Source organism: Marinitenerispora sediminis, from assembly GCF_003336425.1.
GTDB classification, from domain to species: Bacteria; Actinomycetota; Actinomycetes; order Streptosporangiales; family Streptosporangiaceae; genus Marinitenerispora; species Marinitenerispora sediminis.
Map to the genome: position 1 here is coordinate 19,268 of NZ_QEIO01000041.1, position 19,815 is coordinate 39,082.

14 protein-coding genes are annotated in these 19,815 nt (G+C 74.6%); 2 read left to right on the forward strand and 12 right to left on the reverse strand.

Annotation, left to right across the window (positions count from 1 at the left end):
• Window positions 1-106: 106 nt before the first annotated feature.
• Window positions 107-2,224, reverse strand: a complete 2,118-nt coding sequence (locus DEF28_RS10385; RefSeq protein WP_114397901.1) for a catalase — start codon at window positions 2,222-2,224, stop codon at window positions 107-109.
• A 254-nt stretch (window positions 2,225-2,478) separates the two neighbouring features.
• Entirely contained in the window at window positions 2,479-4,050 is a 1,572-nt protein-coding gene (locus tag DEF28_RS10390) for an MFS transporter (RefSeq protein WP_114397902.1), read from the reverse strand.
• A 153-nt stretch (window positions 4,051-4,203) separates the two neighbouring features.
• Between DEF28_RS10390 and DEF28_RS10395 the strand changes: the two genes are divergently transcribed.
• The gene (locus DEF28_RS10395) at window positions 4,204-4,866 is read left to right on the forward strand and encodes a TetR/AcrR family transcriptional regulator (RefSeq protein WP_114397903.1); all 663 of its coding nucleotides are present in this window, start codon (window positions 4,204-4,206) and stop codon (window positions 4,864-4,866) included.
• Window positions 4,867-4,899: 33 nt separating this feature from the next.
• Here DEF28_RS10395 and DEF28_RS10400 read toward each other — a convergent pair whose 3' ends face one another.
• Window positions 4,900-5,985: an FUSC family protein gene (locus DEF28_RS10400; protein ID WP_114397904.1), complete on the reverse strand. Its 1,086-nt coding sequence runs from the start codon at window positions 5,983-5,985 to the stop codon at window positions 4,900-4,902.
• Between the two features lie 244 nt (window positions 5,986-6,229).
• Between DEF28_RS10400 and DEF28_RS10405 the strand changes: the two genes are divergently transcribed.
• Window positions 6,230-7,141, forward strand: a complete 912-nt coding sequence (locus DEF28_RS10405; protein ID WP_114397905.1) for a hypothetical protein — start codon at window positions 6,230-6,232, stop codon at window positions 7,139-7,141.
• Window positions 7,142-7,591: 450 nt separating this feature from the next.
• Here the strand turns inward: DEF28_RS10405 and DEF28_RS10410 are convergent, their stop codons facing one another.
• The 9 genes from DEF28_RS10410 to DEF28_RS10450 all read right to left on the reverse strand — a co-directional run bounded on the left by DEF28_RS10410 (window position 7,592) and on the right by DEF28_RS10450 (window position 19,741).
• Window positions 7,592-9,064 (reverse strand): rhamnulokinase, encoded by a 1,473-nt coding sequence (locus tag DEF28_RS10410; RefSeq protein WP_114397906.1) that lies wholly within the window; start codon window positions 9,062-9,064, stop codon window positions 7,592-7,594.
• Window positions 9,065-9,851: 787 nt separating this feature from the next.
• Complete coding sequence (locus DEF28_RS10415; protein WP_114397907.1) at window positions 9,852-11,918, reverse strand: bifunctional aldolase/short-chain dehydrogenase; 2,067 nt, start codon at window positions 11,916-11,918, stop codon at window positions 9,852-9,854.
• 54 nt (window positions 11,919-11,972) lie between these two features.
• Window positions 11,973-13,139, reverse strand: coding sequence for an L-rhamnose isomerase (gene rhaI, locus DEF28_RS10420; protein ID WP_114397908.1), 1,167 nt, complete (start codon window positions 13,137-13,139; stop codon window positions 11,973-11,975).
• Between the two features lie 224 nt (window positions 13,140-13,363).
• Window positions 13,364-13,681 carry an L-rhamnose mutarotase gene (locus DEF28_RS10425; protein ID WP_114397909.1) on the reverse strand — a complete coding sequence of 106 codons (318 nt, stop codon included), beginning with the start codon at window positions 13,679-13,681 and terminating at the stop codon, window positions 13,364-13,366.
• 148 nt (window positions 13,682-13,829) lie between these two features.
• Window positions 13,830-14,900 (reverse strand): rhamnose ABC transporter substrate-binding protein, encoded by a 1,071-nt coding sequence (gene rhaS, locus DEF28_RS10430; RefSeq protein WP_114397910.1) that lies wholly within the window; start codon window positions 14,898-14,900, stop codon window positions 13,830-13,832.
• A 56-nt stretch (window positions 14,901-14,956) separates the two neighbouring features.
• The gene (locus DEF28_RS10435) at window positions 14,957-16,003 is read right to left on the reverse strand and encodes an ABC transporter permease (RefSeq protein WP_114397911.1); all 1,047 of its coding nucleotides are present in this window, start codon (window positions 16,001-16,003) and stop codon (window positions 14,957-14,959) included.
• Window positions 16,000-17,094, reverse strand: coding sequence for an ABC transporter permease (locus tag DEF28_RS10440; protein WP_114397912.1), 1,095 nt, complete (start codon window positions 17,092-17,094; stop codon window positions 16,000-16,002). The genes DEF28_RS10435 and DEF28_RS10440 overlap by 4 nt, the downstream gene beginning before the upstream one ends.
• A gap of 133 nt (window positions 17,095-17,227) precedes the next feature.
• Complete coding sequence (locus DEF28_RS10445; protein WP_114397913.1) at window positions 17,228-18,751, reverse strand: sugar ABC transporter ATP-binding protein; 1,524 nt, start codon at window positions 18,749-18,751, stop codon at window positions 17,228-17,230.
• A gap of 306 nt (window positions 18,752-19,057) precedes the next feature.
• On the reverse strand, window positions 19,058-19,741 hold the full coding sequence (locus tag DEF28_RS10450) for a hypothetical protein (protein ID WP_114397921.1): 684 nt from the start codon (window positions 19,739-19,741) through the stop codon (window positions 19,058-19,060).
• Window positions 19,742-19,815 lie beyond the last annotated feature (74 nt).

Genomic DNA, 19,815 nt, shown 5'->3' on the forward strand with positions numbered 1-19,815 from the left:
GGCCGCCCGGCGCGGAGGCGTCCCCGGGTGTCGCGGCCGCGGGACGAGACCGGGCCGGGACCGCCGGTACGGCCCCGGCCCGGCTCGGCGGCGACAGGCCGCACCGTCACGCCGGCACGGCGTCCGTCTCCCGGTCCCACACCCGGTGGTGGGCGAGCAGGTCGGTGAACTCCCGGTTGAAGGCGTCGGAGGCGCCGCCGCGGGTGCTGACCACGCCCCGGTCGCTGACCACGCCGTTCGTGCCGTCCGCCAACCGCACGCCCGGGAGCGGCAGACGGGCCAGCAGGTCGACGCCCTCGCCGATGCCCGCCACCGGCTTCGCGTGCTTGAACGCCTCGGTCACGAAGTGCACGGCGTAGCCGTCGCCGAGCAGCGTCTCGACGCTGTTCACCCCGCCCGGCACCACCACGGCGTCGTAGAGCACCGACGCCATTGTGGTGAGGGCGCGGTCCACCTCCACGGTGTCGCCGTCGACGCCGCGTACGCTGCCGTCGGTCGGGGCCAGCAGCTCGACGAGCGCGCCCTCCTTCTCCAGCGCCTGGCGGAGCTCCAGCACCGGTCCGGCCACCACGCCGTCGGCCACCAGGACCGCGATCTGCCGACTGAAGATCGAGTCCATCGCGGTGTTGGCCTGGCTGAGCGCGGGAGAGGAGCGGCCGTGGTTGGGGACCGCCTCCTCCACGGGCGGCTGCACCCCGATCCCGGTGGCCACCTCGCGGGCCAGCGTGTGGTCCACGTGGTTGAGGTTGTGCACCACCCGCTCGCGCACGTGCATGTGCTCGCACTTGCCCAGCTCGAACCGGAACGCCGCCGTCAGGTGCTGCTTCTCCCACGGCGACATGCTGTTGTAGAACAGCGTGGCCTGGGAGTAGTGGTCGGCGAAGCTCGGGCTGCGCCGCCGGATCTTCGCGCCGTCGACGCGCTCCTGGTAGTGCTGGTAGGCGCCCTCCTCGACCGACGCCAGGTACGGGCACCCGCCGCCCAGCGAGTTCGGGAAGTAGCTGGTCTGGCCGCGGTGCACGCGCTGCTGGCCGAAGCCGTCCCGCTGGTTGTTGTGCACCTCGGCGACCGGCCGGTTCACCGGGATCTGCTGGAAGTTCGGCCCGCCCAGCCGGATGAGCTGGGTGTCGAGGTAGGAGAAGTTGCGCGCCTGGAGCAGCGGGTCGTTCGTGAAGTCGATCCCCGGCACCACGTTCGCGGTGTGGAACGCGATCTGCTCGGTCTCGGCGAAGAAGTTGTCCGGGTTGCGGTTCAGCACCAGGCGGCCGACCGGGGTGACCGGTACCAGCTCCTCCGGGATGATCTTGGTGGGGTCGAGCAGGTCGAAGTCGAAGCTGTGCTCGTCGGACTCCGGGACCAGCTGGAACCCCAGCTCCCACTCCGGGTACTGCCCGCGCTCGATCGCCTCCCACAGGTCCCGCCGGTTGTAGTCCGGGTCCTTGCCGGCGATCTTCTGGCACTCGTCCCAGACCAGCGAGTGCGTGCCGAGCAGCGGCTTCCAGTGGAACTTCACGAACGTCCCCTGGCCGTGCTCGTTGACCAGCCGGAACGTGTGCACGCCGAAGCCCTGCATCATGCGGAAGCTGCGCGGGATCGCCCGGTCCGACATCAGCCACATCATCATGTGCGTGGTCTCGGGCTGCAGGCCGACGAAGTCCCACAGGGTGTCGTGCGCCGACTGCGCCTGCGGGATCTCATTGTGCGGCTCCGGTTTCACCGCGTGCACGAAGTCGGGGAACTTGATCCCGTCCTGGATGAAGAACACCGGCATGTTGTTGCCGACGAGGTCGAAGTTCCCCTCGCGCGTGTAGAACTTGGTGGCGAAGCCCCGCACGTCGCGCACCGTGTCGGCGGAACCGCGCGAGCCCGCCACCGTGGAGAACCGTACGAACACCGGGGTGTGCTCGGCCGGGTCGCTCAGGAACGCGGCCCTGGTGTAGCGGCTCATCGACTCGTAGGGGTGGAAGTAGCCGTAGGCGCCGGCGCCGCGCGCGTGCACCACCCGCTCCGGGATGCGCTCGTGGTCGAAGTGGGTGATCTTCTCCCGGAAGTGGAAGTCCTCCATGAGCGTCGGCCCGCGGTCTCCGACACTCAAGGAGTTGTCGGTGTCGTCGACCCTGACGCCGGTGTTGGTGGTGAGTTGCCGGTCGGAGTCGGTCCGCATGGGATCGAGCTGCCGGTCCTTGTCGTTGCTGACGCCGGATTCGCGACGCGCCTCGGCCATGATGCCGCCCTCATTTCACCGTGCCGGGTGACGCCGCGGCCAGGCGGGCACGCCTCTCCTCGGCCCGACTCGCGGCCGCCACATGAGCGGATGTCACGGTTGCACCTGACCGGCCGCGCCGGAGGCAAACGGCGGATGGCGATTCTTTGGCACCTGGTGCGGTACCGGCGCGGGCCGCCTGCCCGGGGCCGCCGGCGGCGCGGGACGGCGGCTCCGGTGCGCCGGCGTCGGACGCCGGCGCACCGGGGGCGCGCTCAGATGTGCACGACCGCCTCGCCGCCGCGCGGCGCCGGCTTCATCAGCAGCGACAGCAGCGCGGCCGCCACCATCACCACCGAGGCGATGCCGAACGCCAGGTGCATCCCGTCCATGAAGGCGAGGTGGCTGGCCTGCGTGATGGCCGCGGCGACGTCGGGCGCGGCCCCCTCGGGGACGGCCGCGCCGCCCTGCGAGACCACGCTCGCCATGGCGGTGGCCTCCTCGGCGCCGATCTCCGGCAGCCCCGCGGCGGCGAAGTGCCGCGGCAGCGAGGAGACGATCGCCGCGGACAGCACCGCGCCGAGCGCCGCGGTGCCGAGCGAGCCGCCCAGCTGCATGGCCGACTGCTGGACACCGGAGGCGACGCCCGCGTAGCGCACGGGCGCGTTGCCGATGATGGCCGCCGTCGCGCCGGTCATGACCACGCTGAGCCCGCCGCCCAGCAGCACGAACCAGATGCCCATGAACGCGACGCCGGAGTCCGGCCGCAGCAGGGACAGCCCGAACAGCGCGAGCGCCGCCGCCAGCAGCCCGACGGCGACCGGGACGCGGGTGCCCACCCGGTCGATGATCCGGCCGCCCAGCGGCGAGCCGATCGCCATGGTGATGCTCATGGGCAGCGTCACCATCCCCGCCACCAGCGGGGAGTAGCCGTGTACGCCCTGGAGGTAGAAGGTGATGAAGAACAGCGACCCGATCAGGCCCAGCGCGACGAGGATCATCAGCACGACCCCGATCGAGACGGACGCCGAACGGAAGATGCCGAGCGGCAGCAGTGGGTCGACGACCCGGCGCTCCCACAGCACGAACAGCGTCCCGACGGCCAGCGCGACGGCCGCCGACCCGAGCGTCACCGGGGCGGTCCAGCCCACCACCGGAGCCTCCACCAGCGCCCACACCAGCGCGAACATCGCCACCGAGAGCAGGCCGACGCCCACGAGGTCGAAGCGGGACCCCGGGTCGGCGGCCCGGTTCGGCGCCAGCAGCCACACGCCGAGGAGCACCGCGACCACGCCGACCGGGACGTTGATGTAGAACACCGACTGCCAGCCGAACGAGCTGACCAGCATGCCGCCGATGATCGGCCCGCCCGCGCTGGCCGCGCCGAGCATGCCGCCGAACACCCCGAACGCCTGGCTGAGCCGGTGCGGCGGGAAGGCCGCCCGCAGCAGGCCCATGGCGGCGGGGGAGATGATCGCGCCGAACACGCCCTGGGCGATCCGGAACGCCACCAGCGCCACGACCCCCGAGGACAGCGCGATGGCGACGGAGACGACCACGAACCCGATGATGCCGACCATGTACATCCGCCGGTAGCCGAACCGGTCGCCCAGCTTGCCGGCGGTGATCAGGAACACGGCCAGCCCGAGCAGGTAGCCGTGCGTCACCCACTGGAGTTCGGCCAGCGACGTCTGGAGGTCGGCGCCGATGGCCGGGTTGGCCACGGCGACGATGGTCCCGTCCAGCGCCACCATGATCACGCCGAAGGCGATGGCCACGAGTGTCGCCCATGGCCCGCCGCGGACCCCGGATGTGACCGCCGCCGGAGCGGAGGCGGTGGTTGTCATGAAACCCCCTGTCGAAGCTGCCGCGTGCGTCACCCCGGCGCCGCGGATCCCGCCCATCATGTCAGTGACTGACAAATGGCAATATATGACGTTCATTGCATGCGGTGTATCCTCCGATACCACCGCGGCAACCGGCGACCGTGTGGAGGGAACATGGCACCTTCGACGGCGCACGACGGACCGCTCGGGCTGCGCGAACGGAAGAAGGCCCGCACCCGCGACGCGCTGGTCGACGCCGCCCTGCGGCGGTTCACCGAGCACGGGTTCGCCGCGACGACGACGGAGGAGATCGCGGCCGACGTCGAGGTCTCCCAGCGCACGTTCTTCCGGTACTTCGCCAGCAAAGAGGACGCGGTCCTCGCCGTCCAGGAGCACATCGAGGAGAAGTTCCTCGCGAAACTGGCGGCGCGCCCCCTTGAGGAGCCGCCGATCGAGGCGCTCAGCAACGCGCTCCGCGACACCTGGGCGGAGCTGGACGAGCGCACCACGCAGACCCAGCTGCTGGTCCTGCGCCTCCTGGAGGACTGCCCGCCGCTGCTCGCCGCGCATCTGCGCCGCCTCAGTGAGCACCAGGACCGGCTGGTCGAACTCATCGCCCGCCGCACCGGAGTCGACCCTGCCACCGATCTGCGGCCGCGGCTGGTCGCGGCGGCGTTCGGCAGCGTCTCGCACGTGGCGCACGTCGTGTGCCACCAGCGCGGCTGCCGGGGTGCCGCCGATCTGCGGTCCACCATCGGCGAGTGCCTGGACGAGCTGGTGCCCGCCCTGACCGAGCCCTGGGGGACGGCCGGCCCGGCCGCGCCGGCGGCGGACTGAGCGGCTAGCGCCGGCCGCCGTGCGCGGTCGCCCTCACCCGTCTCCCGCCGCCGGGAGCGCGTCGCGGGCGTGCCGCAGCTCCTCCAGCAGCCGGTCCGCGTCCACCAGGAGGACGGCATGCGCGGGGAAGTCGCCCGGAGCCGCCGGCGGGGTGGTGTCCGCGGCCGCGCGCAGGCGGTCGCAGTGCTCCTCGACCGACTCCAGCGGAGGGTGCGGACCGGCCGCGCCGCCGTCCGAGGTACCGAGCTGACGGGCCGCCTCGGCGGCGGCCGCGAGGAAGTCGCCGTAGCCGGTGCGGAACTCCGGCCCCAGGCGGTCCCCGCCGGCCCCAGGACGTAGGTCGCGGGTGATCGACAGCAGCTGCTCCGACGCGCGGCCGAGCGCCTCGACGACACCGCGGTGGCCGGGGAGGGCCGGTCCGGACCGCCGCCACAGCAGCCGCCGCGGGTTGTAGTGGATGCTCTCCCACGCGCGGTCCACCGCGGCGCGCGCCTGCGGCACCGTCTCCTCCAGCTGACGCGCGCGGTACCGCCAGGCGTCCGTCCGCTCGGCGTCCACCGGCCCCTCCCGCAGCACCGCCGCCATGTCGCCGGCCAACTCCGAGATCCCGTCAGCCAGCACCCGCGTGCCGTAGCGGGCGTCGCGCAGCCGCAGCGGCGGGAGGAGCAGCAGATTGACGGCCACCCCGAAGGCGCTGCCGACCACCACCAGCAGCAGGATCTCCCCGAGTTCGACCAGCCGGGCGTCGGACGCGGCGGCGGAGACGAACGACGAGTAGGCGAAGAACGCGGCGGTGGCCACCTGGGCGCCCTGCGCGCCCAGGGCGCGCCAGCGGCTGACGCCGAGTGCGGCAAGAGCCACCAGGGCGAACGTCCACAGGTGCGCGCCGAGCAGGAAGCCCAGGACCGCCTGGACCAGGACGCCCAGCGTCACCGCGAGCAGGTAGCGCAGCGCCTGCCAGACCGACTGGTAGACGGTCACCTGCATCATCAGCACCGCGGAGAAGGGCGCGAAGGCCGGCGACGTCGCGCCCAGCACCTCGTCGGCGACCACCCACGCCAGGCAGGCCGCCAGCGCGCTCTTCAGAATCAGAACGAGCGGCACCGCGTCGCGCCGCACCGGCCACCTCCACCGGCGCGGGCGGCCGCCTCCCGTACCCGCGCCGTCCGGTATCCGAGCCTCCCGCACCACTGCTGCCTCCGACCTTCGTCCCGTCGATTCCCCATCGCCGGGATACCCGATGAGAGCAGTTCATTCGGCCGATACCGGCACAGGGCTTGCCGAGTACCGACACGCGGCGTATACATCCCGATTACCCCCGGAAACCGGCAAATCATCGAACGCGGAGAGCGGTGATGCCGCAGTGAGTCCGGCCGAGTTCGACGCGTGCGCCGAGCGGCTCCCCCGCGAGCTGGCCGAACGTGCCAGGGCACTGCGCCGCTACGTGGTCTATGCGCGCGGCGCACCCCGCCGCCGGGCGGTCGCCGAGGCGGTGGCACTGGCCTTCGACGCGGCGCACGCCGGCGACCACGCCGCCGCCGAGCACATGCTCACCGAGGCGGAACGGCGCAACGCGGGCATCGCCGCCCGGCGGACCACCACCATCCTCGGCGGCTACCACGGCCAGCTGCCGGGCTGGGCGGCGGCCGCGCCGATCGTCGCCGCCACCGACGCCAGCGTGAAGGGCCGCTGCGCCGGCATGGGCTACGTGACCTCCCACGGCAGATGGGGGCTGCGGGCCTGGCGCGCGACGCACCGCGACCCCAGCGGGCCCTCCCGCGTGCTCGTGCAGGAGCTGCGGGCGGTGCTGCTCCTGCTCGACGTGATCGCCCCGGAGGCGTCGCTGACCCTGCTGGTCGACTCCGCGGCCGCCCGGCGCCACCTGCTGCTGTGGCAGCGGGGGGAGACGGGACGGCTGCCACCGGGCTACGACACGGCCCCGCGCGGCTCCCACCGCGCGCCGAGCCTGGTCCGGCTGGCACGCGAGATGGCGTCGCGCCCCGGCATCGTGGTCGCTCCGGTACGCGGCCACTCCGGCGACCTGCTGAACGAGACCGCCGACTCTCTGGCCTCGATGGCCCGCCGCCGGCTGGCCGAACCTCGCGAACGCACCACCCCGGAGGTCCTCGACCGCGCCGCCCGCTTCGTGGACTCCTTCCTGCGGCAGTGGCACCGCTGCGGCCCGCGCGCCTACCCGGGGGCCCATCCGCACAGCACCGCCCCCGAGCCGCGCCACCCGGACGACCCGGCGCACCTGTTGTGGAGGCGGAGATGAGGCCCGGACGCCCGGAGTGACCCCCCTGAGCGGTCCAGCGAACACCGCCCGGGTCCGGACCCGGTCCGGACAGCGGGTGAGCGGGCCGCGCGCGGTCGGCTCGCCGACGCGGGCGGGGCAGGTGCACGCTGGTCACCGGTGGTTCCGGGCCGCGCGGGGCGAGCACGCCGTTGGGGACGGTGCGCCAGGAGCACAGCGGGTGGACGCGGACCGCCGTGCCCGTCGCGGCCGCCGATCGTCGTGGCCCCCGTCCGCGGTGGCGCTTCACCGGGCGGAGTGGAGCCGCGCCCACAGGCCCGGCCGGGGGAGCGGGCACGGCGTGTCCGCGCGGCCCCGGGCCGGCCCCCGGCGCACGGCAGCACCGGAGGTCGGCCCGGGGCCGCGCCGCGGGGGCGCGTCCGCGTCCGGCCACTGAGTGCGGCCGCCGGACGGCCGGGCCCGGGGACGGGCTCAGCCGCCGACTGGTCCGCCGCCGCGCTCCAGCCGGGCTGCCGCCGACTCCCAGGATCGGCGGTCGCCGGACGGTGTGTAGCGCCGCAGCGGCTGGGTGGCGGCGGTCAGGGCCCGCATCGCGGCGAGGTCGGGTACCGCGCCCGCCGTGCGCGCCTGCACCAGCACGTTGCCGATCGCGGTGGCCTCCACCGGGCCGGCGAGCACCGGCAGGTCCAGGGCGTCGGCGGTGAGCTGGCAGAGCAGCTCGTTGCGCGCGCCGCCGCCGACCAGGTGCACCTCCCGCACGTCGCGGTCGGCCAGCGCGGCGGCGGTCCGGATGGTGCGCCGGTGCGCCAGTGCCAGGCTCTCCAGAACGCACCGCAGCAGCGCGCCGCGCGATTCCGGCGCCGGCTGCCCGGTCTCGCGGCAGAACGCCGAGATCCGGGCCGGCATGTCGCCGGGCGGCAGGAACCGGCCGTCGTCGGGGTCGATCAGCGCGGTGAACGGCTCGGCCCGGGCGGCCTCCCCCAGCAGGCCGCGCAGCGCGTCGGTGTCCAGCCGCCAGGCGCGCAGCGTCTCCTGCACCAGCCACAGGCCCATGGTGTTGCGCAGGAAGCGGGTGCTGCCGTCGATCCCCAGCTCGTTGGTGAAGTTGGCGGCGCGCGCGGCGGCCGTGCGCACCGGACGCGGCAGCTCCAGGCCCGCCAGCGACCAGGTGCCGCACGAGATGTAGCCGAAGTCCGGCGAGCTGGCCGGCACGCCGATCACCGCGGAGGCGGTGTCGTGCGAGGCCACGGCCGTCACCGACACCCCGGCCAGCCCGGTCTCGGCGGCGACCTCGGGCAGCAGCGGGCCGACCGCCGAGCCGGGCTCGCGGATCGCGGGCAGCAGAGCCGGGTCGATCCCGGCGACCGCCGCCAGCTCCGGCGACCAGGTCCGGGTTCCGGCGTCCAGCAGGCCGGTGGTGGAGGCGTTCGTCAGCTCCGCGCCGCGTTCGCCGGTGAGCCAGTAGCCGAGGAGGTCGGGGATGAGCAGCAGCGTCCGAGCGGCGGCCAGCTGCGCGGTGCCGGCCGCCGCGGCGAGCTGGAAGATCGTGTTGAACGGCAGGTACTGCAGACCGTTCGCCGCGTACAGCGCGTCGGCACCGGCCTCGGCCACCACCCGCGGCGCCACCGCGTCGGTCCGGGAGTCGCGGTAGTGGTAGGGCACGCCCAGCAGGGCGCCGGAGGCGTCCAGCAGGCCGTAGTCGACCGCCCAGGAGTCCACGCCGATCGACACCGGCCCGGCCGGCGCCGCCGCGCTCAGGCCGTGCAGCACCTCCCGGTACAGGCCGGTGACGTCCCAGTGCAGCCCGTCCGGCAGCCGCACCGGCTCGTTGCGGAACCGGTGCGCCTCGGTCAGCCGCAGCACACCGGGGCCGACCCGGCCCACGACCACCCGGCCGCTGGACGCGCCGAGGTCGACGGCGGCGAAGGTCAGCTCGTCAGCCATACAGGTGCTCCTTCTCGGGGATCCGCCGTCCGGAGCCGGGGCGGGACGGGGCAGGGGAAGTGGCTCGGACACCGCTGCGGGCGCCTCGATGCCCGGCGGCACCCGGGAAGGGCGGGCGCGGATGTCCCAGTGGCCGCCTCGGGCGCGCACCGCGCCCGCGCCGGGCGGAGCGGGCGCGGCCGTGGCAGCTCCTCGGGACGCGCGGGGGACAATGCGGCCGGTCCGCAGGCGCGTGCGGGCTCCGTGGCCGGGCGCCCGGTGCGGAACTGCTCCCCGCCCCTCCAGCGACGTGCGTGCGGAGGCGCTGCCGGCACCGCCGGAGCGGGGCGGTACCCGCGGCGCGCGGTCCGCCACCGGTCCGCACCGCGGGTCCGGCCCCGGGCCCCGGCGCCGGGGCCCGGCAGGGGCGAGGGGGACCGGCGCGCGGCGAGACCGTGCGGTACACGCGGGTCGGCGGCGGTACGCGGCGCGGGGCAGGTACGCGCGGCGCCGATCTCGGGAGAGGCGCGGGTCCGGGGCGCGGTGCTGCCCGGAGCCCCCGGACACGCTCACGGAGTGCTCCGCTCCTTTCCGGCGCTGGAGAAGACGCGGCACCGGCCTGGCTCGCGCCAGAGCGCCCCGAGCCGGCGGTCTCCCTCCCCGGTGCGGGCCCGTCGGTCGGCGCACGGCCGGTCCGCGCGCCCGCGCCGCCTGCCCGGCGCAGGACCGGGGGCTGCCGGCGCGGGCGGCCCGGTTCCGGGCAGCGGGAGGAACCGCCGGGGGCCTTCGGCCGGACACGTCCACCGCGCTACCGCAGGAACGCCGCCGCGACCCCGGCGTCCACCGGGATGTGCAGGCCGGTGGTGTGGCTGAGCTCCCCGGACGTCAGCGCGAAGACCGCGTTGGCGACATGCTCGGGCAGCACCTCGCGCTTGAGCAGCGTGCGCTGGGCGTAGTACTCGCCGAGCTTCTCCTCCGGCACGCCGTACACCGCGGCGCGCTGCGCCCCCCAGCCGCCGGCGAAGATGCCCGACCCCCGGACCACCCCGTCCGGGTTGACGCCGTTCACCCGGATGCCGTGCGCGCCGAGCTCCGCGGCCAGCAGCCGGACCTGGTGCGCCTGGTCGGCCTTGGCCGCGCCGTAGGCGACGTTGTTCGGCCCGGCGAACACGCTGTTCTTGCTGGAGATGTAGACGATGTCGCCGCCCATGCCCTGCTCGACGAGCACCCGCGCGGCCTCGCGCGCCACCAGGAAGGAGCCGCGTGCCATGACCCGGTGCTGGAGGTCCCAGTCCGCCGCGGAGGTCTCCAGCAGGGAGCGGGACAACGACAGCCCGGCATTGTTCACCACGAGGTCGACCCCGCCGTAGGCGAGCACCGCCGTGCGCAGCGCCGCCGCGATCTGCTCCTCGTCGGTGACGTCCGCGGTCACCGGCACGGCCGCGTCCGCCGAGCCGATCTCCGCGGCCACCCGCTCGGCCGCGCCGCCGTCGCGGTCGGCCACCACCACGCAGGCGCCCTCGGCGGCCAGCCGCAGCGCGATGGCGCGGCCGATACCGGAGCCGCCGCCGGTCACGAACGCCACCCGTGTCGCGAGCGGGCGCGGCGCCGGCATCCGGGCCAGTTTGGCCTCCTCCAGCGCCCAGTACTCGATCCGGAACTTCTCCGACTCGGGGATGGGGGAGTAGCGGGAGACGGTCTCCGCGCCGCGCATCACGTTGATCGCGTTCACGTAGAACTCGCCGGCGACCCGCGCCGTCTGCTTGTCGCGCCCGAAGGAGAACATCCCCACCCCGGGGACCAGCACGATCGCCGGGTCGGCGCCGCGCATCGCGGGGGAGTCGGCGGCGGCGTGCCGCTCGTAGTAGGCCCGGTAGTCCGCCCGGTAGGCGGCGTGCAGTTCGCGCAGCCGGGCGGCGGCCTCCGCCAGCGGGGCGTCCGGTGCGACGTCCAGCACGAGCGGGCGCACCTTGGTGCGCAGGAAGTGGTCCGGGCACGAGGTCCCGAGCGCGGCCAGCCGCGGGTGCCCGGCGCGGGACAGGAAGTCCAGCACGACCGGGGAGTCGGTGTAGTGGCCGACCTGCGGACGGTCCGTGGAGGCCAGGCCGCGCACGAGCGGCAGCAGCGCGGCGGCGCGCGCGTGCCGCTCGGCCTCGGGCAGCGGACGGAGTTCCGCCGCCACCGGCCCGAACGCGTCGCCGGGACCGCCGAATCCGCGTGCCGCGGCCCGGTCCTCGATGAAGCGTTCCGCAGCGCGGATGATCTCCAGCGAGTTGGCCTCGCACTCCTCGGAGGTGTCGCCCCACGCCGTGATGCCGTGCCCGCCGAGGACCACCCCGATCGTCCGCGGGTTCGCGGCCCTGATCGCCGCGATGTCCAGGCCGAGCTGGAAACCGGGCCGCCGCCACGGCACCCACGCCACGCGGTCCCCGAAGCACTCGGCGGTCAGCCGCTCGCCGTCGGCCGCGCAGGCCAGCGCGATGCCGGAGTCGGGGTGCAGGTGGTCCACGTGCGCGGCGCCGACCAGGCCGTGCATGGCGGTGTCGATCGACGGCGCCGCTCCGCCCTTCCCGTGCGCGCAGTAGTCGAACGCGGCGACCATCTCGTCCTCGCGCTCCTCGCCGGGGTAGACCCCCGTCAGCGCGCGCAGCCGGTCCAGGCGAAGGACGGCCAGGCCCGACTCCGTGAGCGTCGCGAGGTCGCCACCGGAGCCCTTGACCCACATGAGCTCGACGGGTTCGCCGGTCACCGGGTCGGTCGCGGTCCCCTTGGCCGAGGCGTTGCCGCCCGCGTAGTTGGTGCTGCGGGGGTCGGCGCCGAGGCGGTGCGAGCGCGCCAGCAGCGCGGCCACCTCCGGGTGTGTCTGGTCGGTCATGTCTCCTGCGTCTTCCTCGTGGTCGGCGTCGGTCGCGGTGCCGCGCGGGTCCGGTCAGGCGCCCCAGCCGGCCGGCCGGCCGCCGACGCGCTCGGCGGCGATCTTCTCGGCGTGGCCGGACGCGGCGTAGGCGGCCATGGGATCGGGGTCGAGCCCTCGGTCGGCGCGGAGTTCGGCCAGCAGCGGGCGGACGTCGGTGTGGTAGGCGTCCATGAGCACCGCGTTGGCGCCGAGCACGTCGCCGGCGGACTGCGCGGCGGCCAGGGCGTGCGCGTCGACCAGCAGCGCCTTGGCGGTGGCCTCCTGCACGTTGAGCACGGAGCGGATCTGGCCGGGGATCTTCGGCTCGATGTTGTGGCACTGGTCGAGCATGAAGGCGATCCCCGCCTCGGGCGCGAGTCCGCCGCCGCGCACCACCTCGTGCATGATGCGGAACAGCTGGAAGGGGTCGGCCGCGCCGACCATGAGGTCGTCGTCGGCGTAGAACCGCGAGTTGAAGTCGAAGCCGCCGAGGCGGCCCTCGCGCAGCAGGAAGGCCACGATGAACTCGATGTTCGTCCCCGGCGCGTGGTGCCCGGTGTCCACCACCACCCGCGCCTGCTCGCCGAGCCGCAGGCAGTGCGCGTAGGCGGTGCCCCAGTCGGGCACGTCGGTGGTGTAGAAGGCGGGTTCGAAGAGCTTGTACTCCAGCAGGATCCGCTGCCCGGGGCCGAGGCGGTCGCGGACAGCGGCGAGCGCCTCGGCGAGTCGGTCCTGGCGGGCCCGGATGTCGTCCTGGCCCGGGTAGTTGGTGCCGTCGGCGAACCACAGTTTGAGGTCGCGGGAGCCGGTGGCGTCCATGACGTCGACGCATTCCAGCAGGTGGTCCAGGGCCTTGCGGCGGACGACCGGATCGGGGTTGGCGACGCTGCCGAGCCGGTAGTCGTCGTCCTGGAACACGTTGGCGTTGATGGCTCCGATGCGGACGCCGAGGTCGCGGGCGTGGTGCGCGAGGGCCGCGTAGTCGTCGACCCGGTCCCAGGGGATGTGCAGCGCGACGCTGGGGGCGATGCCGGTGTGGCGGTGCACCTGCGCGGCGTCCGCGATCTTCTCCTCCGGGGTGCGCGGGACGCCGGGCTGGCCGAAGACCTTGAACCGGGTGCCGCTGTTGCCGAAGGCCCACGACGGCAGTTCGATCTCCTGGTGGATGAGCGCGTCCCGCACGTCGCTGCTGAAGGTCATGTCGCGATGGCTCCTGATCTCGTGGCCGGTGCGCCGCACCGAGGATTTTAACGTTTTAATACTCGCGGGGGGAGGGGTGAAGGGGTGGTCCCGTTGCCGGGCGCTCGGCGGCTGCTGCCCGCTGGGTGCGACCGGTACGGCGTGAGCTCGGGAGGGGCCGAGATAAAACGTTCTCGGTGGCTCCGCGCCGTGCGGGCGGGATCCGGGGCCCGCGGCCCCTCCGCTCAGTCCAGGTGGAAGATCTCGGGTAGCGGGGCCATCGCCTCGTCCGGCCGGCCGTCGATGCCTTCGAAGAACGGCGCCATCTCGGCCTGCCAGCGAGCGTTCACCCCGGTGCGGGCCATGGCGGCGCGTGCGGCCTCGAAGTCGTCCGTCTCCAGGTAGCCCACCACTGATCCGTCGTCGCGGGCGAACAGCGAGTAGTTGCGCCATCCCGCCGCCGCCAGGGCGGCCCGCATCTCGGGCCAGACCTCCGCGTGCCGCTCGCGGTACTCCGCGAGCCGGTCCTGCCGCACGCGCAGCAGGAAGCAGACGCGCTGCATGGTCGTCCTCTCGGTCGCTCGATGGTGGTCGGCCCGGGCGCCGCCCGACCGCAGGGAATTGGGAAGCGTTTTCCGGTGCGGGTCGTGGTCCCCGGCCGCGCGCCGGCCGGGACCGCCCCCGCGGCCCCGACCGGTGGACCGGGCGCCCCTAGAAGTCGAAGTCGTCGATGTTGTCGGCGGTGAACACGGTCGGCGGGCCGAGCACCACCTCGCCGTCCGCCCCGACCTCGTACTCGCCGAGCCGGCCGGCCTCGAACGTCTCCCCGGCCTCGCCGGTGATCTGGCCGGCCGCCAGCGCCGCCCCGGCCCACGCGGCGAGGTACCCGAGGTCGGCCGGGTTCCACAGCGCGAAGGACTCCACGGTGCCGTCCTCGACGAACTCCCGCATCTGGTTGGGCGTGCCCAGCCCGGTCAGGGCGACCTCGCCCCGGTACTCCGAGCCGCTCAGGTAGCGGGCCGCCGCCGCCACGCCCACCGTCGTCGGCGAGATGATGCCCGCCAGGTCCGGGTAGGAGCGCAGCAGGCCCTGAGTCTCCTGGAACGACTTCTGGTCGTCGTCGTTGCCGTAGGCGATGGTCACCAGCTCGATGCCGGCGTACTCCTCCTTCTCCAGCTCGCGCTCCATCAGCTCGATCCAGGCGTTCTGGTTCGTGGCGTTCGGCGTCGCCGACAGGATGGCGATCTGGCCGCTGCCGCCGATCCGCTCCGACGTCAGCCGCACCAGGGTCTCGGCGATGCCGGCCGCGGACGCCTGGTTGACGAACACGTCGCGGCACTCCGGGTCGGTGTCGGAGTCGAACGTGACCACGCTCGCCCCCGCCTGGCGGGCCTGGTTCAGCGCCCCGCAGACGGCGTTGGGGTCGTTGGCGGCCGTCACGATCACGTCGTTGTCCTGCTGGCTCAGCGTGTTGATGTAGCTGACCTGGGAGGACGCGGTGGCCTCCGAGGGGCCGACCTCCTTGAACTCGCCGCCGAACTCGCCCACGGCCTCCTCCCCGCCCGCGTCGGCCACCGTGAAGTAGGGGTTGTTCAGCTGCTTGGGCAGGAACGCGACCTGCAGGCCCTCGGGGATCTCGGCGTCGGGGTCGGCCACGGCGGTCGCCTCGGGCCCGCCGGCCTCCTCCGCGCTCTCGCGGGTGGTTCCGCCGCCGCACGCGGTGGCGAGCAGCAGCGCGGCCAGCGCACCGGCGAGACCGGCGCGGTGGGGGGATCGGAGCATCGGAGCCTCCCGGGAGTCGGGTGAACGGGGTCGGGCGGGGACGGCGGCGGTACGGGTCAGCCGGGACCGGCCGGCGCGGAACGGCGCCGCCGCCGGTGCTCCCGGGCGCGGGCGAGCAGGTTGGGCACCACCACGGAGACGATCAGCAGCAGGCCGGTGACGACCGTGAGCGTGTCGGAGGGCACGTCGGCGAGCTGCAGCGCGTTGCGGATCGTGCCCAGCAGCAGGACCCCCGCGAGCACCCCGGGCAGCGCGCCGACGCCGCCGAAGATCGACACTCCGCCGAGCAGTACGGCGGCCACGACCGACAGCTCCAGCCCGGTGGCGTTGTCGGCACGGGCGCTGCCGTACTGCATGGTCCAGAACACCCCGGCCAGGGCCGCCATGGCGCCGGTCGCCACGAACAGCCACAGCTTGGCGCGGAGTACCGGGATGCCGGCGAACGCCGCCGCGTCGGCGTTGCTGCCGATCGCGAACAGCGAGCGTCCGAACGCCGTCGCGTGCAGCAGCACCCCGAACGCCGCCGCGAGCCCCGCGATGAGCAGCGCCACCCAGGGGACCGGGGTGCCCGGGAGCGCCGCGACGGCGCCTCCCGTCCATGAGAACGGGAAGTCGGCCACCGCCCGGTCGCCGAGTACCACGTAGGCGAGCCCGCGGTACAGCGCCATGGTCCCGATGGTCACCGCCAGCGACGGCAGCCGCGCCACCGTGACCAGCAGGCCGTTCATCAGGCCGAGCAGCGCGCCGAGCAGCAGGCAGAGCGGCACGATCAGCTCCAGGGCCAGCCCCGCCAGCCACAGCCGGCCCAGGACGGCGCTGGTCAGCCCGAGGGTGCTCGCCACGGACAGGTCGATCTCGCCGGTCACGATCACCAGCGTCATGGGCAGCGCGATCAGCGCGACGGCCGCCACGTCCAGGATGAGGAATCCGGCGTTGCGGCCGGTGGCGAACCCGTCCACCAGCAGCGAGGCGGCGAGCACCGAGACCAGCAGCGCACCCGCCACGGACGTCTCCCGGCGGGCCGGCACACCGGCCAGCAGGGCGGGGCGCCGGGCTGGGCCCGGCGGCGGGGCCGGCCGCGCCGACACGTGGGGCTCCGTCATGAGGTGCTCCTTCGCTGCTCACCGCGGCCGCCGGCAGGGCCGGGCCGGCCGTCTCCGCCGACGGCGTCGGCCACCCGCAGCCGCCGGGCCGAGCGGGCCGCCAGCAGCCGGTCCATGCCGATCGCCACCAGGATGAGCAGGCCGACCACGGCCTGCTGCCAGAACGGATCGACCCGCAGCACCGCGAGCGCCGAACCGATGGTGGTGAGCAGCACCGCGCCCACCGCCGCGCCGAACACCGTGCCGCTGCCGCCGAAGATGGCGACCCCGCCGACCACCGCGGCGGCCACCACCTGGAGCTCCAGGCCGAGGCCGGCGTTGGCGTCGAGCGTGCCGAACCGGGCCGCGTACAGCACACCGGCCAACCCGGCGAGCGCGCCGTTGACGACGAACGCGGCGAGAACCCGCCGGTCCACCGGGATGCCGGACAGCCGGGCCGCGGCCGGATCGGAGCCGATGGCGTACAACTCCCGCCCGCTGCGGTAGGAGGCGAGGTACCAGCCGGTCGCGAGCACCACCGCCGCGGCGACCAGCGCGGGTAGCGGGATCCCCGCCAGGCCGAGCCGTCCCAGATCAAGGAACTCCCGCGGCATGTCGGCGGCGTTGATCTGCCGGCCCGCCGCCCACCAGTGGTCGACGCCGCGGAACACGTACAGGGTGCCCAGCGTCACCACGAGGGCGGGCACCCGGGCGACCGTCACCAGCGTGCCGTTGACGAGCCCGCACCCCGCGCCCACGAGCACGCCCGCGAGCGCCGCGACCGGGATCGGCAGCCCGGGGAAGGTCACGAACAGGGAGCCGGTGGCGAACGCGGACAGCCCGAGGACCGACCCCACGGACAGGTCGACGTTGCGGGTGACGATCACCAGGGTCTGGCCGACCGCGAGCACGCACAGCAGCGTCGCGCCGAGCAGCAGGTCGCGGACGCTCTGCGCGGACAGGAAGGCCGGGTTGACCAGCGCGGTTCCCGCCACGAGCAGGGCCAGCGCGAGCAGCACCCCGAGTTCGCGGATCCCGCGCGCCCGGCGGGCAGCGCGTGCGCCCCGGGCGCGGTGTACGGGGGCCTCGGGGCCGCCGGTCCGGACGCTCATGCCGCCCCGCTCCCGGCCGTGCGCGGCGTCCCCGGGCGGCGGGGCCGCGCGGCGGCGCCCGGTCCGCGCGTCCGCGCGACCGCACGCCCTGCGGACCCCGGCCCGCCCCTCGCCTGGCGGCGTGGTTCCAACATCAGGCCGCCACCCCCGCTTCCCGGCCGGTGGCCGCCCGCAGGACGGATTCCTCGGTGGCCGCGCCGCGCGGGAGTTCGGCGGCCAGCCGGCCCTCGTGCATCACCAGGACGCGGTCGGCCATCCCCAGCACCTCGGGGAGTTCGCTGGACACCATGAGCACGGCGAGGCCGCGCCCGGCGAGGTCGGCGAGCAGCCGGTGCACCTCCGCCTTGGTCCCGACGTCGATGCCGCGGGTCGGTTCGTCGACGATGAGGACCCGCGGGCCGGTGGCCAGCCACTTGGCGAGCACCACCTTCTGCTGGTTGCCGCCGGAGAGCGTCGACACCGCGTCGTCCAGGGCGCCGGCCTTCACCCGCAGCCGCTCTGTCCACTCGCGTGCGGCGGCCCGCTCCGCCGAGCCGAGCAGCAGCCCGTACCGGCTGAGCGCGCGGCGCAGCGTGAGCGTGGCGTTGCGCCGGACGGACAGCTCCATCACCAGCCCCTGCTGGCGGCGGTCCTCGGGGACCAGCGCCAGCCCGGCGGCCATGGCGGCGGCCGGCCGGCCGCGCGGGAGCCGCCGTCCCGCCACCCGGACGGTACCCGTGTCATAGCGGTCGACCCCGAACACGGCCCGGACGACCTCACTGCGGCCCGCGCCCACGAGACCGGCCAGCGCGACGATCTCGCCGGCGCGGACGGAGAAACCGATGCCGGTGAAGACGCCGGCCCGGGACAGCCCCTCGACCTCCAGCAGCACGTCGCCGGGCTCGGTGGTCCGCCGGGGGAAGAGGTCGCCGAGGTCGCGACCGACCATGCGGCGCACCAGCGTGTCGGCGTCGAGGTCGGCCGCGGGGTCGGTGGACACGTGGCCGCCGTCGCGCAGCACGGTGATCCGGTCGCACAACGCGAAGACCTCGTCGAACCGGTGCGAGATGAACAGGACCGCGGCGCCGGAGTCGCGCAGCGACCGGGCGACGGCGAACAGCCGGCGGACCTCGACCCCGGACAGCGCGGCGGTGGGCTCGTCCATGACGAGCACGCGCGCGTCGCGGGAGAGCGCCTTGGCGATCTCCACGAGCTGCTGGTCCGCGATGGACAGGCCGCGCGCGGGGCGGTCCGGATCGATCCGCACACCGAGCCGGGTGAAGAGCGCGCGGGTGCGCTCGCGCAGCGCCCACCGGTCGATCCGCCTGAACCGGCGCAGGGGCTGGCGCCCCATGAAGATGTTCTCGGCGACCGAGAGGTCCGGGAACAGCAGCGGTTCCTGGTAGATGACGGCCACCCCGGCGCGCTGGGCGTCGGCCGGTCCGGCGAACTCCACCGGTGTGCCGTCCACCTCGACCCGCCCGGTGTCGGGCCGGTGCACCCCGGCGATCGTTTTCACCAGCGTCGACTTGCCGGCGCCGTTCTCACCGACGAGGGCGTGGACCTCGCCGGCGCGCAGCTGGAGGGAGACGCCGCGCAGCGCGCGCACGGTTCCGAAGGACTTCGCCACCTCCACGAGCGCCAGTGGCGGGGGGACCGGCGGCGACGGGTCGGCCATGACGAGCCTCCTTGCGGTCGGCTGCGGGCACTGTGCTTCAAAACGTTTTAATCACTGTGGACGTTAGGTGCATCACACTCGATGGTCAAGAAGGTGGTGGGAAAGATGCTTTTCCGTGACCGGCGCAGCTCGCCGCCGGGCCGGCCCCGGTCGAGCGCGAGGCGCCCGGCGCCGTGCCGCCCGCGCACCGCGCGGCCGGGGCACAGTGCGGGGGAGTGCCGGGGCGAAGGGGTCTGGACGGAGGCGGCACCGGGCGCTCGCGGTGCCGAGCGGGCCAGGACCGGACGCCGCCCGGTCGGCCCGCCTTCAGCTGTCGCGGCGGGTGATGTGCGACGCGGTGCGGTCGCGGTGCGCCAACGTGTTGCTGGTGGTGCGGGCCTGCACGCGCATGAGGCGGCGGGCGTCGTCGGCGGCGGCGCGGGCGGCCTCCGGGCGGGCGACCTGGCGGCGCCGGGACGGTTCCTCGTCGGCGGGAAGCCCCAGGTCCTCGGGGAGGCCGGCGCGGCCCACGATCCGCAGCTGGGCCGTCTCCTGCGACACCGACGGCCGGATGTCACCGGTGGGGGTCTTCCAGTTGCGCAGGCGGTGCTCCAGCCACTCCACTCCCTGGTAGCCCTCGCCGCGGGGCCAGGGCTGGCCGTCGGGGCGGTGGCTGAGGGCGTGCAGCAGGTCGGCGGTCGACCAGCCGGCGGAGAAGAACCGGGCCGCCTCCGCCCGCAGGTCGGTGAACGCCACGCCGCGCAGCGAGGTGTCGCGCTGCCGCAGCAGCTCGCAGGCGCTGTGGACGTCGCTCCGGGTGTGCACGGGCTGCTGGAGCGGGTCGGGTGCGGGGCGGTGCAGCAGCGAGTCCGGCACGGTCACGATCACGCTGCCGTCCCGGTTGTCCCAGATCCCCACCTGGTCGCGCGCCCAGCCCTGCGACTCGGCGAGCGCGGTCGCGAGTCTGCGCAGGTCGAACCCGTCGTCGGACGAGATCCGGAACTCCGCCACGATCGCCTCCACACCCGTCGCCGTCCCGCCTTGCGACCAGGGTAGGGGCGTAGCGGGGGTGGTCCGCCCCGGGG

What these genes read in the sequence shown, in the direction of transcription:
- DEF28_RS10395 (WP_114397903.1), top strand. Translation starts at nt 4,204, where the DNA reads ATGGCACCTTCGACGGCGCACGACGGACCGCTCGGGCTGCGCGAACGG.
- DEF28_RS10435 (WP_114397911.1), bottom strand. Translation starts at nt 16,003, where the DNA reads ATGACGGAGCCCCACGTGTCGGCGCGGCCGGCCCCGCCGCCGGGCCCA.
- DEF28_RS10385 (WP_114397901.1), bottom strand. Translation starts at nt 2,224, where the DNA reads ATGGCCGAGGCGCGTCGCGAATCCGGCGTCAGCAACGACAAGGACCGG.
- rhaS (WP_114397910.1), bottom strand. Translation starts at nt 14,900, where the DNA reads ATGCTCCGATCCCCCCACCGCGCCGGTCTCGCCGGTGCGCTGGCCGCG.
- DEF28_RS10445 (WP_114397913.1), bottom strand. Translation starts at nt 18,751, where the DNA reads ATGGCCGACCCGTCGCCGCCGGTCCCCCCGCCACTGGCGCTCGTGGAG.
- DEF28_RS10440 (WP_114397912.1), bottom strand. Translation starts at nt 17,094, where the DNA reads ATGAGCGTCCGGACCGGCGGCCCCGAGGCCCCCGTACACCGCGCCCGG.
- rhaI (WP_114397908.1), bottom strand. Translation starts at nt 13,139, where the DNA reads ATGACCTTCAGCAGCGACGTGCGGGACGCGCTCATCCACCAGGAGATC.
- DEF28_RS10425 (WP_114397909.1), bottom strand. Translation starts at nt 13,681, where the DNA reads ATGCAGCGCGTCTGCTTCCTGCTGCGCGTGCGGCAGGACCGGCTCGCG.
- DEF28_RS10410 (WP_114397906.1), bottom strand. Translation starts at nt 9,064, where the DNA reads ATGGCTGACGAGCTGACCTTCGCCGCCGTCGACCTCGGCGCGTCCAGC.
- DEF28_RS10390 (WP_114397902.1), bottom strand. Translation starts at nt 4,050, where the DNA reads ATGACAACCACCGCCTCCGCTCCGGCGGCGGTCACATCCGGGGTCCGC.
- DEF28_RS10415 (WP_114397907.1), bottom strand. Translation starts at nt 11,918, where the DNA reads ATGACCGACCAGACACACCCGGAGGTGGCCGCGCTGCTGGCGCGCTCG.